Here is a 15,513-nt window from a genome sequence, read left to right as displayed (position 1 = left end):
ATCTATGACAATAAAAAGCAGACTTACGTTATTAGCGGCATCAACCAGTGCTTTGTTGAGCTTTACTGCTTTTGCAGCCGATCTACCCACTAATTTAGAATGGCAGACTAACGATTCAGCCCCAACGTTTTCTTCACCTAAAGCGACTTTTGGTGGAACCTATCGAACCTATACATTGAGCTTTCCACAAACATTTCGCTCTGTTGGTCCAGATTCAAATGGTGCTTTTAGGGCGTGGGTACTAGAAGCAAACTTACCCCCATTAATCAAACATCCGAATACGGGTGAATGGCTGCCAGGTTTGGCACAGTCATGGGCGTTTGGGGATGATAATAAAACGGTCTATTTTAAATTAAACCCTAATGCGACGTGGAGTGATGGTAAACCGGTTACTGCAAAAGATTACCAATTTATGCTTAAACTAATGCGCTCAACAGACATTGTTGCGCCTTGGTATAATGACTTTTTCACCAATGAAATTTCGAACATTATTACCTTTGATAAGCATACCGTGGCAATCGTCTCTGCAAAACCAAGAAATCGTGATGAGTTAATTGAATACACCAACCTAATGCCTCGCCCTGAGCATTTTTATGGCAAACCTAAATTAGATGAAAACAATGACGGTATCGACGACAAATTCGTTCGTAAATATAACTTCAAACCTGAGCCAACAACAGGGGCTTACTACATCGATAAAATTAAAAAGGGTAAGAATATCACCTTGAAACATGTGGGTGAGGATTGGTGGGGTTATGAGAATAAATACAATCAAAATCGCTTTAACGTTGAGAAAATAAACATCAAGGTGATCCGTGATGCAGATATCGCCTTAAAACATTTTGAAAAAGGAAATCTAGATTCATTTGGATTAGTGCGCCCTGATCTGTGGCATGAAAAATCTAACGGTAAAAACTACCAAAGTGGCTATATTCAAAAAGCGTGGGTATACAACCAAGCTGCGGTAGGAGCCGGAGGATTATGGCTGAACACGGCAAAACCAATGCTGAACGATATTAATGTTCGCAAAGGCATTATGCATGCAACGGATTTTGACATGATGATCGAAAAAGTCCTTCGTGGAGACTATTCTCGTAAACCTAACGGGATGGGATTTGGTCATATTGGCTATGATAATACAGAGATTAAGGCTCCTAAATTTGATGCAAAAAAAGCCATCGAATATTTTGAAAAAGCAGGATTTACTAACATAGGGTCTGATGGTATTCGTCTTAATGATAAAGGCGAGCGTTTGAGCTTTGCAGTGACTTACTCTCAACAGACATTCACTCCTCGTGTTGCTGTTTTAAAAGAACGAGCAAAACTGGCCGGTTTAGATTTTGAACTGAACCTGATTGATGGCTCAAGTATGTTCAAATATGTGCTTGAGAAAAAGCATGACATCTCTTTTCATAATATGGGAACCGCTGATATCCCTGCTTATTGGGAATACTTTCATTCAGACAATGCCAATAAACCACAAACAAACCACTTTACCAATTTTACCTCTCAAGAGTTAGATAGCTTGATTGATTCATTTAAGAATGAATTTGATATTGAGAAAAAACGCGCCCTTTCTCGTAAGATCCAACAAGTGATTGCGGATGCTAACGTCATTGTTCCTGGTTACATGGTTCCTTATGCTCGCGCAGGTTACTGGCGTTGGATGAAATTGCCAGAAAATATGGCAACCAAACAAACGGGGTATTTATTCCATGGTTGGGGATTCTCTCAAACCTTCAGTACATTCTGGATTGATGACGCAATGAAAAAAGAGACGAAGGCCGCAATGAAATCAGGAAAAACGTTTGAGCCTGTCAGCATTATTGATGAGACCTATAAGCTCTAAGTTAGTATTTAAAAGCTAGGAGAGGGATCTCCTAGCGGTAAATGGATAAAAATAATAAAACAGTGAAGAAGCATATGGATAGAAAAATTGTTTTATCGGTAGAAAATTTAGTAACTGAATTTGAAACTGATGATGGAACCGTAACCGTACTTGATGGCGTCAGTTTTCAAGTGCCGAAAGGAAAAACCATTGGTATTGTTGGTGAATCCGGCTGCGGAAAAAGTGTCACAGCAATGTCGATTATGGGTCTATTACCAAAACCTTATGGCAATGTGGTGGGAGGACGAATTTTATATGGAGAGACAGATTTAGTTCAGTTAAGTCCTGATAAGTTGTATGAGATGCGTGGAAACCGTATTTCGATGATTTTTCAAGATCCAATGACCGCACTAAACCCAGTGCACACCATAGGAAAGCAGATAAATGAAGTGCTAGAACTTCATCGTCCAGATTTAGATAAAAAGCAGCGCCTTCGTTATTCTTTAGAAATGCTAGAAAAAGTAGGGATACCGTCACCCGATTCTCGTCTTCATGAATATCCTCACAATTTATCTGGTGGTATGCGTCAGCGTGTCATGATAGCTATTGCTTTGGCATGTGAACCTGACATTTTAATTTGTGATGAGCCGACAACAGCATTAGATGTCACGATCCAAGCTCAGATCTTAGAGTTAATGAATAAACTGCAAGATGAAACAGGTATGTCGATCATTTTTATTACGCATGATTTAGGTGTCGTTGCTGAAGTGTGTGATGAAGTCGTTGTGATGTATGCAGGGCGAGTGGCAGAACAAGCAGGGATTTTTGAGTTGTTTGATAACCCCAAGCATCCATACACACAAGGCTTAATGTCTTCAATGCCAAGTTTAAGCTTACAACCTAAAACAGAACTAGAGACTATTCAAGGAACCGTCCCTTCACTTAATGAGATGCCAAGTGGCTGTCGTTTCTCTACTCGTTGTAAATACAAGCAGGAGAGATGTGACACTGAAATTCCAATGATGAATGAAGTTGGGTTATTACACCATGTAAGCTGCCATTTTAGTAACGCATTAGTGCTTAATAATGAGGTGATAAAATGAATGAATTATTAAGAGTGGATGAGCTTAAACAGCATTTTTATTCAGGTAAAGGGATCTTTAATAAGGGATATGTGGTTCATGCCGTTGATGGGGTTTCGCTGAGTGTTAATAAAGGCGAAACCCTCGGGCTCGTCGGTGAGTCTGGCTGTGGTAAAAGTACACTAGGTCGTAGCCTTCTTAAATTATTTGAACCAACTGCAGGGCGTATATTTTTTGAAGGTCAGGATATTACTCATTTTAACAATAAAGAGATGCGTTCACTTCGCCAAGAAATGCAGATTATTTTTCAAGATCCAACCGAGTCATTAAATCCAAGACATACCGTTGAAATGATCTTGGAAGAACCGTTTGTTATTCATGGCGTCGGCTCAAAAGAAGAGCGTAAACAGTGGGTAGAAGAATTATTAATTAAAGTCGGTTTACCAGTAAGCGCTGTGACTCGTTATCCTCATGAGTTTTCAGGTGGCCAAAAACAACGAATTGGCATTGCAAGAGCGATAGCGTTAAAGCCAAAATTAATTGTGTGTGATGAGTCGGTGTCAGCCTTAGATGTGTCTGTTCAAGCTCAGATAGTGAATTTGTTATTAGACTTACAAAAAGAGATGAACTTAGCGTTGATTTTTATTGCTCATGATTTATCGGTAGTGAAGCATATCTCAGACAAAGTGGCTGTCATGTACTTAGGTAAAATTGTCGAATACGGTGATTCAGAACGCTTATATCACTCGCCAAAGCACCCTTATACCGAAGCCTTACTTTCTGCAATACCTGTCACTCATCCTAGGTTTAGAGGAAAAGAGCGGATCATTTTAAAAGGAGATGTTCCTTCGCCGATTAATCCTCCCAAAGGATGTCGATTCTCAACACGTTGTCCAAAAGCAGAAAGTCAGTGCTTTACTAAAGAGCCGCTAAGACACATTCTTTCACAAGATGGGCATGAAGTAGCTTGCCATTTATATAAATAAATATCTTTTTTGAAACATCTGTATTTGCTTGTTTTATCCTATAGTTAATAAAAAAGTATGAGAGAAAATCATGAAGAAATTATTTGTTTTTACGGCTCTAGGGTTACTCGCTGGTTGTTCATCGTCAATGCCAGAGATGGGAACGGCACAGCCTGTGCGTTACGCATGTGACGCGGGACGAAATTTTCAAATCACGTTTAATGAAGATAAAGCATTACTACAACTGCCTAAAGAAGATTATGCTTTAAAGCGTGCCGTATCAGCATCAGGAATGAAGTACATTTCGGATGATGGAATGCCAGACATTAGTGCGGCGATAGTGTTTTTTGGAAAAGGCGATGAAGCACGATTAGAACTGGGACGAGTTGTTTTAGATCACTGTAAAGTAATCAAGTAATTATTGACTTGAGAAATAAAGAAAAGGCGAAGCATTTGATAATGTTTCGCCTTTTTAGTATTAAATGTTTACTGCTTTAATTTAGCTTCCATAAGTCACAATATAACGATTTGGTTTGTGATTCATAGCAAGGACGATATTCAGTACCACAGCACCAAGAACAGAGACGGCTAATAGCCAAGGTGTGATAAAGAAGAAAGAGGCACTTAGGATACAGAAATCGATCGCCATCTGAACTTTACCAACAGAGATACCAAATTTTTCCTGAATGAAAAGACATAGGACATTAAAGCCACCTAAGCTTGAGCGGTGTCTAAATAAAATTAGCATCCCTAATCCCATCAACAGACCTCCAGCAATAGCGCAGTAAATATCATTGATGTGATCCACAGAGATCATCATATTTAAATGATCAGTCATGATAGAAACAAGGCCACCTGAAATTAGGCTAGTTAGTGCAAATCGTTTTCCAAATCGCTGCCAAGCCAGAGCATAAAATGGCAAGTTACAAATGAAGTATAAAATACCGAAACTGATCCCACTCATTTGGCTAATTAACAGTGCAAGTCCTGTCGTTCCGCCAGTTAAGAGATCGGCTGCTTGTAAAAAGAAAATGCCTTGAGAGACGAGAAAAGTGCCTGTAAGAATAGCAATGACATCTTCCTTGTGTGTGTGTTTTACTTTTTCCATAACGATAAGTCTATTTAATACCAACAAAATAATGGACGCCAGAATAGTAGGATTCTGAATTTATGCAATTATTTAAGCGTAAATATAAGCCTGCTTTTGTAGTAAACCCTTTACATAGTGTAAAGCTAAGAATTGACAGGTTACACCAACATGAGTGGATATTATGAGTCTCGTTCATGTTGATAATGAGTAATCCGCAACAAAAATAACAAAGAAACATACAATTTAGGGTATCTGATCCAGATCAAATTATGTAGAATACATCGCAGTTAAGACTAGTGACGTAATCGTTTGCGTCGCTGGGCTATTTTTGGGTTTTATATTTATCTGAGTCAGGAGATACAGATGCTTAAGCGTGATATGAACATTGCAGATTACGATGCAGACTTGTTTGCAGCAATCCAGGAAGAAACAGTACGTCAAGAAGAGCATATCGAGCTGATTGCTTCTGAAAACTACACTAGCCCACGAGTGATGGAAGCTCAAGGTTCACAATTAACAAATAAGTACGCAGAAGGTTATCCTGGCAAGCGTTACTACGGTGGTTGTGAGTTTGTTGATAAAGTTGAAACATTAGCTATCAACCGTGCATGTGAATTATTTGGTGCAGAGTACGCAAACGTACAACCACACTCTGGTTCTCAAGCGAACAACGCTGTTTACATGGCACTACTAAATGCTGGTGATACAGTACTAGGTATGAGCCTTGCTCACGGTGGCCACTTAACTCACGGTTCTCCAGTAAACTTCTCTGGTAAGCTTTACAACATTATTCCTTACGGTATTGATGAAGCTGGTCAGATTAACTATGAAGAAATGGAAGCACTAGCAGTAGAGCATAAGCCTAAAATGATCATTGGTGGTTTCTCTGCTTATTCTCAAGTATGTGATTGGGCGCGTATGCGTGAAATCGCAGACAAAGTTGGCGCTTACTTCTTCGTAGATATGGCTCACGTAGCGGGTCTTATTGCTGCTGGTGTTTACCCTAACCCAGTACCACACGCTCACGTAGTTACAACAACGACTCATAAAACACTTGCTGGTCCTCGTGGTGGTCTTATCCTTTCTAATGAAGGTGAAGATCTTTACAAGAAGCTGAACTCAGCAGTATTCCCTGGTGGCCAAGGTGGTCCTCTAATGCACGTTATCGCTGGTAAAGCGGTTGCATTTAAAGAAGCACTAGAGCCAGAGTTTAAAGAATACCAAACACGTGTTGTTGCTAACGCAAAAGCGATGGTTGCAGAGTTTCTTGCTCGCGGTTACAACATCGTTTCAGGCTCTACTGAAAACCACTTGTTCCTAGTTGACTTAATTGACAAAGACATCACTGGTAAAGAAGCAGATGCGGCACTAGGTTCAGCTAACATTACCGTTAACAAGAACTCTGTACCAAACGATCCACGTAGCCCGTTTGTTACTTCTGGTATCCGTGTTGGTTCTCCTTCTATTACTCGTCGTGGTTTCTCTGAAGCTGATGCGAAAGAACTTGCTGGCTGGATGTGTGACATTCTAGACAACATGGGTGATGAGTCTGTTATCGAAGCAACAAAAGCAAAAGTATTAGAAATCTGTAAGCGTCTACCTGTATACGCTTAATACTTTTCGCGACACTAAATTTAAAAGGCTAGCCTGTGATGGGCTAGCCTTTTTTATTGGTTATTTATATGATTTTTTAGGTTAATAATTGTGAACTAAAGTACAGATAATTCATGATAAGCATGAGAAAGAATTTCTGATTCATGATTTTTATTCTATTTCTGTATTATTTGTGAGAATAAGTAAAAATAAATGTGGTATGTTTCGATCTCAGTGAACTGAACGTTTAGTTTCAGCACTTCTAAAAGGTTGAATCATGAGTAAAAAATTATTGTTAGCATCGTTGATATCAATGTTGCTTGCTGGCTGTAATCAAGAAGAAATAAATACAGGAAGTGGCTCTGATAGTGGGGCTACAACGCCTCCTACGCCTCCTGAGATTCCTACGACTTATATCAGTACATTAATGGCATCAGGAAAAACCATTACCGGTGATGTCTATTGTAATGGAAAGCCTTTAAATACAGACTCTGGAACTTTTACAGTAAAAGAAGGTTCGGTATTTGATTGTTCTTTAGGTGGGCTGACTCTAGGTGAATTTAAAGCGCCTACTCCGGAAGCTGGGATTTCAGGTGTAACAAATACTACATCTGAAGCCTCTTTTGACCTTCAAAATATAAAAGGGGTGAATGTAACGAGAGTTTTGCAGTCTATTTCTACATGTGAGCAGCAAGATAGTATCTGTTTGGATGACTTTGATTCTATTGATATTCAAGAGATCTATTCAGATTTGGACAATAAGGACTCTGTTGATGCATTTTTGAAGTCAAAAGAAGAAGAAGCGACTGATGAAGTTGGTAAAGCACCTAGTTCACACGTTGATGCTGAAATTGTTCCTGAAGTAACGCCAGGTACAAGTAATGACTTAAATAGTGGCTTTGTTTCAGCTAGTGCAGAAGATAGCTATGCCTATAAACCAAGTGCTGAAGCGAAAGTATTAACTAAGAGCCAGTTAACGGATAATACAGGCACGCCATTAGTGGGAATTAACTTCTTTTCAGCTAATGCGGTAGGTATTACAAGTGAAAATGGTAATTTTGAATACTTGTGGGGCGACAAGCTTACCTTTGGTATTGATACCTTTGAATTTGGCAGTGTAGCTGGTAATCAAGTTAGTTATAAGATCACAGACGTTAGTGACAATGCGGTAGTAAAAACGAATATTCAATCGTTAATTACACGATATGCAGAAAATAACAATAATGGATTACTTATCTCTGATAAAGTTCAAGAGACGTTTTCTCTTTACCCAAATGTAATCAACGAACTGATTAATTTAAGTTTACCTAATGGTGGTAAAATTGAAGGAACAGAGTTTTTATTACCGAATGAATTTGATTCACAATTCCAAAATGGGTTAACTGCTGCTATTGATGCCGAGTTACAACAGCAACCAGTCTCATTTTATTCTTCAGATATATCTCATGTATTCTCACTAGATAATGGTACTTATGTAACCGATTCTCTAACTAAAATATTTAGTGGGGTAACTAGTTTCCATGTCTTCAATGATAACGGCAGCTTTTATGGTGCAACAGGCTATACAAGAGGAATGCGAGCGTTAAATTTATCTAACCGAGCATTTCCTATTATGATGCCTCGTGCGGATATCAATAAGGATATTCCTTTTGGAGAGCAGCAAGCATGGACTCGTGAAGGCCGTCCTTATATTGCCGTTCATCCAACTATTGAGATGCCACCGATCCCTCTAGTTTCAAAAGATAACGCTACTTTTGGTTTTCCTTTTGTTACCGCTGGCGAAATTGGTTCTGGTAAAGTGGTATTTATGGGGAATAGCATGTACCCAAGCATTATTTCATGTCCAGATAACTATTGGGCTAATGATGCACTAAGAATTGATCCTGCATTACAATCATGTACATCATCGTTTGATTTAGCTAACGATCCTCGCAATGATAATGGCAGTATGAAGACTTTCTTTAATAACCTCTTTACGTGGTTAAATAACGATAAGTCAATCAAAGGCATTAACGTTGCAACGAATATCGACGTTGCTACAGCCTTACGTTCAGGTACTTCTCACGGAAATGCATATGAGTTCTTTGTAAACCCATCTTTTGGTTTTTCATCTGTTGAAAAATTAACTAAGGATGGTTTCTCTGGACGTTTATCAGCTAGCGAAACGCCGTTATTAATTCTTCAGGCTTACCCTCCTAAGCCTCAAGGTGACGGCATGAGCCATCGTTTTATTGCTGATTTAGACAACCCAAATCTAAGCCAAGATGATATTACTGCTTTAATTACTTACATTAATGAAGGCGGCAGTGTTGTATTTATGGATGCAATTGATAAGGTGACTAACCCTGAACCAATTGGACGTTTAGCTGATTCAGCTGGTGTTTCATTAGGTGGGAGTAACGTTACACCAACATCACAAGCATTTTGTGGTTCGTCATATTACTGTCAAGCGCCATCTCCCAATCTTCATGTGAAGAGTCAATATGAAATGGTGGTTCTTGAACGCTTCCAAGATGTCGATGGACAACAACCGTATACAGTAAATCAAGATGGTTCGGTTGAATGGACTAAAGATGAAACTAAGATTAAGTTTGAAATTCCAACTTATGAAATGATCAAACGTGATGATAAAGGTATCCCTTTATTAGACAAAGATGGCAACTTTGTAATGGAGACTAAGTTCGCTCGCATTTTTGTTAAGAATGGTGAAGAAAGAGCAGCTGCTATATCTGAATTACAAGAAGCATTTGAAGGAACACCTTTATGTACTCATTCTTATGAGTATGAATTTAACTGTATAGAAACTCGTCAAGGTGATGGTGTACAAGTTCGTGGTGCATATGGGCGTGCGGATTTTGATCGCTATCAAATGAACCAAGATGTTGTAGAAAGCATGGTTAAAGCTGCAAACCTTGGTGACAATTTTAATGCTTTAATGGAGCATGAAATGTATTACCGTACTAAAGGTAAGCAGGGTGCACGTTTATCTACCGTTGAGCTAAATCAGACGTACGATAATCTTTCAATTTGGATGTGGAACGATAACCCATACGCTTATGATCCTAATGTTCAAGATGAATTAGGATTTAAAACTGCGGTTAACTTCTTAAATTGTTATACAGATAACCAACATCAAACTGATGCTCAAGAAGCTGCTTGTCCGGTCGATCTAAAAGCAACATTAATCGCGAATGGTATGATTCATGGTGAAGGTGAATTAGCGGGACAAATGAACCCTAGTTACCCACTAAATTACATGGAAAAACCGTTAACTCGCATTATGTTAGGTCGTTCTTTCTGGGATCATGAAATAACGGTTGATACGACTAAATACCCTGGTCGAACCGTTGGCGCTACAACATCTGAAGTCGTTAATATTGAAACAGCTGGCAAAGCGGTAAGTTATTCAGCAGGAAATAACCAATCAACGGGCTTATGGGCTCCTCAATTAAGTGAGGTGACGGTTAGTGATGGTGTAACTGCAATGATTACCGTTATGATGGCGGATGATTTAACAGGTAAGCCACAACACGAGACAAGTTTAAACCGTCCTCCTAGAATGCAGATGAGCTTTGCTCACGATGGTAATACAACAACATTTAAAGTTCCTTATGGTGGTTTAATTTATATTAAACCGACAGAAACATTAAGTGGTGCTTCAACAGTCGCTGAATTTAATTTGGACGGTGTTGAAAAAGCGGCATGGTGGAAGAAAGATCCAGCTAATAACCTTGGTGAGTGGGTAAATACACCTGATTCTTCAACTGCGCCAATCGCAGAAATTGATACGGGTTCATTTATTTACACCACAGCTCTTAATAACGTTAAGACAGCTGATCTTAATGAATTTAGTAAAAATATGAACCGCTTTGCTGATGCCGCAAGTGATTTTTACGGTCGTGATGAAGTGAGTCTAGATGGTAAACATCGTCGCTTTACTTATCCAGAGCTAAAAGAGTTCCGTCATCGTTTTGTGAATGATGTACAGATTTCGATTGGTGCGGCGCATTCAGGTTACCCTGTGATGAGTAGTTCATTTAATGTTGACTCAAATAAAATACCAACAAATGCAATTGATGATTGGTTGGTATGGCACGAAGTTGGTCATAACCTTGCTTCTGCACCATTCTCGGCGCCGGGTAGTACTGAAGTAACAAATAACCTCCTAGCTCTGTATATGCAAGAATTGGAAGGCCGTAATGCTAACCCAGAAATGGATCGTATTAGAACGAGTATTCAAAAAACGCCAACTTGGTTAAGCTCTAATAATGGTCACGCATGGAGTCATGGTGATGCTGGACTTCGTTTAGTGATGTTTGGCCAACTGAAAATTTGGGCTGAAAGTAATTTCGACATTGATCGTTGGTATGCTGATGGCGAAACGAAACCAGCTATCTACAACCAAGATCAAGGTTGGAATATGCTTAAACTGATGCACAGAAAAGCTCGAGGCGATCAACAAGGTGATCAAGGTATCAACTATTGTAGTGCTAGTGATACAAAATTGAGTGCTAGCGATTTAATGATGGTGTGTAGTTCTTATGTATCTGGTTATGATTTAGGTGAGTTTTTCCAAACATGGAATGTAGGTGAAACTTCAGTGACTAATGCCGATGGTACTAAAGTGTATTCTGGTGGTATTAGTTCTGCTGGTTTAAGTAAGCTCTCTGAATTAAATCTGAGAAAACCAACGAAGGGTCCATTAACGATCAATGCACTACCTAATTAATATGTAGTCATAAAAAAAAGCCCCCGAACCATAAAGTTCGGGGGCTTTTTACAATAAGTAAGTAAATAAAAACTTACTTATTAATATTAATCAACGCGCCAGATTTACATTGGAAAGTGTAGTAACGGCTTGTTTCATTGAACTTACCTAGACCTTCACCTGTACAGTAATCAACGTTAATATCACGCATGATATCTAGCGTTTTCTCATTGTTTAATTGGAATTTAGAACCGTCGCTACAAATGATGCGAACACGGCCATCATCACTAACTGAATATACTTTCACTTCAGTATTACATAGCTCAAAAGAAGCATCTTGATAATTGTCTTGTTGTTTTGGTGCGCTGCTACAGCCAGCTAAAACTAGTGCAAACACACACGTTAAACTGATTTTTTTCATTATGATAATTCCCTTAAGCTACATTATCTTATAAATATATCGTGTATATCTACTGAATGCGAGTTTCAATCAAATAAATCAGAGCTAAACCTTAATGGTGTTAATTTGAGAGGTTAGCTCAGCCATTGTTTGTTCTATATGCTGCATTTCCGTTTCAAGATGATGAATAAGCTCGTTGGTTCCATTTGCTAGCGATGCTAAATCATCAATATCCGCATTTACCGCATTTGCTGTTTCAGATTGTTCTAATGTAGCCGCTGAGATACTGGTATTAAAATTGTCGATTTCAGAAACAGCAGAGTGCAATGAATCAATAAAGGCTGTTGAAGAATTTACACTATCTTGAGTTTTTGCACTTAGTGTTTTGCTCTCTTCCATTGAAGCAAATGAGTGTTTAGCACTATGACCAATTGTATCCAATAATTGACGGATATCACTGGTAGCTTCCTGGCTTCGTTGAGCTAACTTTCTTACTTCATCGGCAACGACTGCAAACCCTCGACCTTGTTCTCCTGCTCGAGCCGCTTCAATAGCCGCGTTTAGAGCAAGTAAATTAGTTTGCTCAGATACCGCAGTAATCGTATCTAAAATGTCAGAAACATTAAGAGTCTGTTGCCCTAAGTGTTCAACGTGCTCGTGGGTATTAATAATACTGCGATGTAAATCATTCACTATATCAGCGGTATTAATCGTGTGACTTTTACATTCTGTCGCATTGTTTGTTGCTTCGGTTGTTGTCTCATTAGCGCTGTTTGTTACGCCTGCAATTTCAGAGCTTGTTTGAGCCATTTCAGTCATGGCGGTAGCAATGCTATCGCAGTGAGTTAAAGTCGCTTGGCTTGATTTAGTTGCTTTTTGGAGGTGTTGGCTCAATAAATTAAGCTCATTTTGAGTTTGAGAGGCTACAGTATGAGCCGTTCGAAGTGGTAATGAAATACTTTCAATTAATGAATTAATATCTTTGGCAATATGATCAAATTCGTTTTCATTGTTATCTTCAAGCGTTAGCGTTAAATTCTTAGTTGCTGAAATCTCATTGATTCGACGACTAAAAGAGACCATTCTCTGGCTGATTGAACGTGCGGTGGTGAAACTGATAAGGGTAATTGGAAGAATCAACAGCAGGGCAATCGCAATATAAATAGTACGATTAAGTTTTGCTTGGCTCATGTTCTCATTTGCTGCGGTATTCAGATCTTGAGATATGCTATCTGTGATCCCCTTAATAAGCCCAATTCGTTGTGTGGCAAGAGCAAACCACTCATTCGCATTTGGACCATCTAACGAGACTAAATTTTGTTTTTGAGATAGGTATCTCTGCTGAATATCAGAAACCTGTTTCCATGTATTTGAACGAGTTGCTGAGGCTAGTAATTCAATAAAATGAGAAGAGAGCACAGAGTTGGCTTTACGAATAGCAAGTGATTCTGTTGAAAGGTAATTATTGATGTCTGCATACTTATCTAAGCTAGATTTCTTACCTGCGAATGCACCATTTAACGCTCCTCGTGTTTTACCTGCTTCTTCTTTTACTTGTAAAAGTGCAGATAACCCTAACATTTCATTACGTAAATCTTGAGAATCGATACTTCCTATAATTACAGAGATAGAGTCGAGAGATAATTGATTCAATGTAGAGTAATAAACGAAAGGAGAGTCTGTAATTGATAGACTATCAACTTGAGAGCGAATGTTATTTTTATTGTTTAACTGCTTAATAATGTCTGACAGTACAAGGTTCACCATCTCTTTATCTAAAAACTCAGCGTTAAAACTACGGAGTGCTTGTTCGGCATCATCTGATTTTTTACGCTGGGCAATTAACTTATCTTTACCTGAAGTACCTTTAGAGGCAATAAACCCTGCAGTTAAACCTCGTTCAACGGCAAAGCTATGAGCAACATCATCAAGAGAATTAAAAAGGGTTACCGCTTCTAGTGAAAAGTTCGCATTATGGACATTACTGTTTTCCTGATTAAATAATTGAATTAAAAATGCAGAAATGATTAATGTAGGTAATAACGATATGACTAATAATCGGTATTTGATGCTTTTTAAAATAGATAACGTCATAGATAGCCTTAGAATAAAAATAGGTGTGTTTAATAACATCGGCAATATATATTGATACTTTAGTTACTTAGTGTTTTTTTATTGACATAACACTAACATATATCGTTGCTTAATCACTTGAGCATAGGCACAGTTCTGCTTTTCTTGTACACTAAATAAAAAAATATAGGAGGCAACTATGCATTGTCCATTTTGTAGCGCAACAGATACGAAAGTCATTGACTCGCGATTGGTTTCTGATGGCCATCAAGTACGTCGTCGTCGTCAATGTTTAGCGTGCAATGAACGTTTTACTACCTTTGAATCCGCCGAGTTAGTGATGCCAAAAGTGATAAAATCAAATGGCAATCGTGAACCGTTTAATGAAGATAAACTGTCAGGTGGGTTATATCGTTCATTAGAGAAGCGCCCTGTTAGTGCAGATTTAGTTGAGTTAGCATTAAATACCATTAAATCTCAATTACGAGCAACAGGTGAACGAGAAGTACCATCAGATATGATTGGTAATCTGGTTATGGACCAATTGAAAGAACTCGATAAAGTGGCATATATTCGTTTTGCTTCGGTTTATCGTAGTTTTGAAGATATCAAAGAGTTCGGTGAAGAAATCGCAAAATTAGAGAAATAACATGAAATTTACCTCCCAAGATCACCAAATGATGCAAAAGGCCATTTTACTGGCAAAGCAAGGTATTTATACCACCGCCCCAAACCCAAACGTTGGTTGTGTGCTGGTTAAAGATGGACAGATTATTGGAGAGGGAGCGCATTTAAAAGCGGGCGAACCGCATGCGGAAGTTCATGCATTACGTCAAGCAGGTGAAAATGCCAAAGGTTCTACTGCGTATGTTACGTTAGAACCTTGTTCTCATTACGGAAGAACTCCGCCTTGTGCTGAAGGGTTAATTAACGCTGGAGTAAGTAAAGTTATTTGTGCCATGGTTGATCCAAATCCTCAAGTCGCAGGACGAGGTTTAGCTATGTTAAATGCTGCTGGTATTGAGACCGCCTCAGGTTTATTAGAAGCAGATTCTAGAGCCCTAAACCCTTCATTTTTACAACGAATGGAAACAAAGAAACCATTTGTTCAATTAAAAATGGCTGCCAGCCTTGATGGAAAAACGGCTTTGGAAAATGGGGTGAGTCAATGGATAACCTCAAAAGAAGCGAGACAAGATGTTCAGCGTTATCGCGCTCAATCAGGGGCTATTTTATCTACATCGAAAACGGTGATTGAAGATAATGCCTCGTTGAATGTGCGCTGGGAAGATCTTCCTGCATCGATACAAAAATCTTACCCAAAAGAAGCATTAAGACAGCCTTTACGTATTATCTTAGATCGCCAACACCAGCTAACTCCTGAACTTAAGTTATTTATGACAGAGGGAGAGGTTGCGACCGTTTCTTCTCAGTTTTCTCACTCCGTAGCTGCTCAAGAAAATCATCTTCATTGCAATGTAGGTGATGACGAACAGCTGATATTATCTGAAGTCATAGATAAAATAGCACAAGAATATAACGTTAATCATATCTGGGTCGAAGCAGGTGCGACATTAGCGGCAAGCATGATAAAAGCAAATTTAGTTGATGAGTTGATCATTTATCTTGCGCCTAAGCTTATGGGTGCTGATGGACGCAGCTTATTGAATTTAGTTGGATTAAAAGCCATGTCTGAAGCAATAGACCTAGACATTACGGATGTTCGAATGGTCGGAAAAGACATTCGTATTACAGCAAAAATAGTAAGGTAACA

11 protein-coding genes are annotated in these 15,513 nt (G+C 38.8%); 8 read left to right on the top strand and 3 right to left on the bottom strand.

Going from position 1 to position 15,513, the window contains the following annotated elements; translation table 11 throughout:
* Positions 1–4 precede the first annotated feature (4 nt).
* From ED622_RS16460 to ED622_RS16445, 4 genes are all read left to right on the top strand, one after another.
* Entirely contained in the window at positions 5–1,849 is a 1,845-nt protein-coding gene (locus tag ED622_RS16460; RefSeq protein ID WP_122035863.1) for an extracellular solute-binding protein, read from the top strand.
* Between the two features lie 74 nt (positions 1,850–1,923).
* The gene (locus tag ED622_RS16455; RefSeq protein ID WP_122036163.1) at positions 1,924–2,931 is read left to right on the top strand and encodes an ABC transporter ATP-binding protein; all 1,008 of its coding nucleotides are present in this window, start codon (positions 1,924–1,926) and stop codon (positions 2,929–2,931) included.
* Positions 2,928–3,896 (top strand): ABC transporter ATP-binding protein, encoded by a 969-nt coding sequence (locus ED622_RS16450; protein WP_122035862.1) that lies wholly within the window; start codon positions 2,928–2,930, stop codon positions 3,894–3,896. Before ED622_RS16455 ends, ED622_RS16450 begins: the two co-directional genes overlap by 4 nt.
* A 70-nt stretch (positions 3,897–3,966) precedes the next feature.
* Complete coding sequence (locus ED622_RS16445; protein WP_122035860.1) at positions 3,967–4,293, top strand: MliC family protein; 327 nt, start codon at positions 3,967–3,969, stop codon at positions 4,291–4,293.
* Between the two features lie 81 nt (positions 4,294–4,374).
* Here ED622_RS16445 and ED622_RS16440 read toward each other — a convergent pair whose 3' ends face one another.
* A complete protein-coding gene (locus ED622_RS16440; RefSeq protein ID WP_122035858.1) occupies positions 4,375–4,983 on the bottom strand; it encodes a YitT family protein in 609 nt (202 codons plus the stop codon).
* Positions 4,984–5,328: 345 nt separating this feature from the next.
* Here ED622_RS16440 and glyA point away from each other — a divergent pair, with 345 nt between their 5' ends.
* Complete coding sequence (gene glyA, locus ED622_RS16435; RefSeq protein WP_045101444.1) at positions 5,329–6,579, top strand: serine hydroxymethyltransferase; 1,251 nt, start codon at positions 5,329–5,331, stop codon at positions 6,577–6,579.
* Positions 6,580–6,835: 256 nt separating this feature from the next.
* Positions 6,836–11,287, top strand: a complete 4,452-nt coding sequence (locus tag ED622_RS16430; protein WP_122035857.1) for an SslE/AcfD family lipoprotein zinc metalloprotease — start codon at positions 6,836–6,838, stop codon at positions 11,285–11,287.
* A gap of 73 nt (positions 11,288–11,360) precedes the next feature.
* On the opposite strand, the gene ED622_RS16425 is transcribed toward ED622_RS16430, so the two are convergent.
* Entirely contained in the window at positions 11,361–11,687 is a 327-nt protein-coding gene (locus ED622_RS16425) for a hypothetical protein (protein ID WP_122035855.1), read from the bottom strand.
* Between the two features lie 84 nt (positions 11,688–11,771).
* A complete protein-coding gene (locus ED622_RS16420) occupies positions 11,772–13,760 on the bottom strand; it encodes a methyl-accepting chemotaxis protein (protein ID WP_122035853.1) in 1,989 nt (662 codons plus the stop codon).
* Positions 13,761–13,938: 178 nt separating this feature from the next.
* Here ED622_RS16420 and nrdR point away from each other — a divergent pair, with 178 nt between their 5' ends.
* Positions 13,939–14,388 (top strand): transcriptional regulator NrdR, encoded by a 450-nt coding sequence (nrdR, locus tag ED622_RS16415; RefSeq protein WP_060993574.1) that lies wholly within the window; start codon positions 13,939–13,941, stop codon positions 14,386–14,388.
* Position 14,389: 1 nt separating this feature from the next.
* Positions 14,390–15,511: a bifunctional diaminohydroxyphosphoribosylaminopyrimidine deaminase/5-amino-6-(5-phosphoribosylamino)uracil reductase RibD gene (ribD, locus tag ED622_RS16410; protein WP_122035851.1), complete on the top strand. Its 1,122-nt coding sequence runs from the start codon at positions 14,390–14,392 to the stop codon at positions 15,509–15,511.
* Positions 15,512–15,513 lie beyond the last annotated feature (2 nt).

The organism is Aliivibrio sp. EL58 (genome assembly GCF_900312675.1).
Classification (GTDB): Bacteria; Pseudomonadota; Gammaproteobacteria; order Enterobacterales; family Vibrionaceae; genus Aliivibrio.
This window is presented reverse-complemented; position numbering and strand designations above follow the sequence as displayed.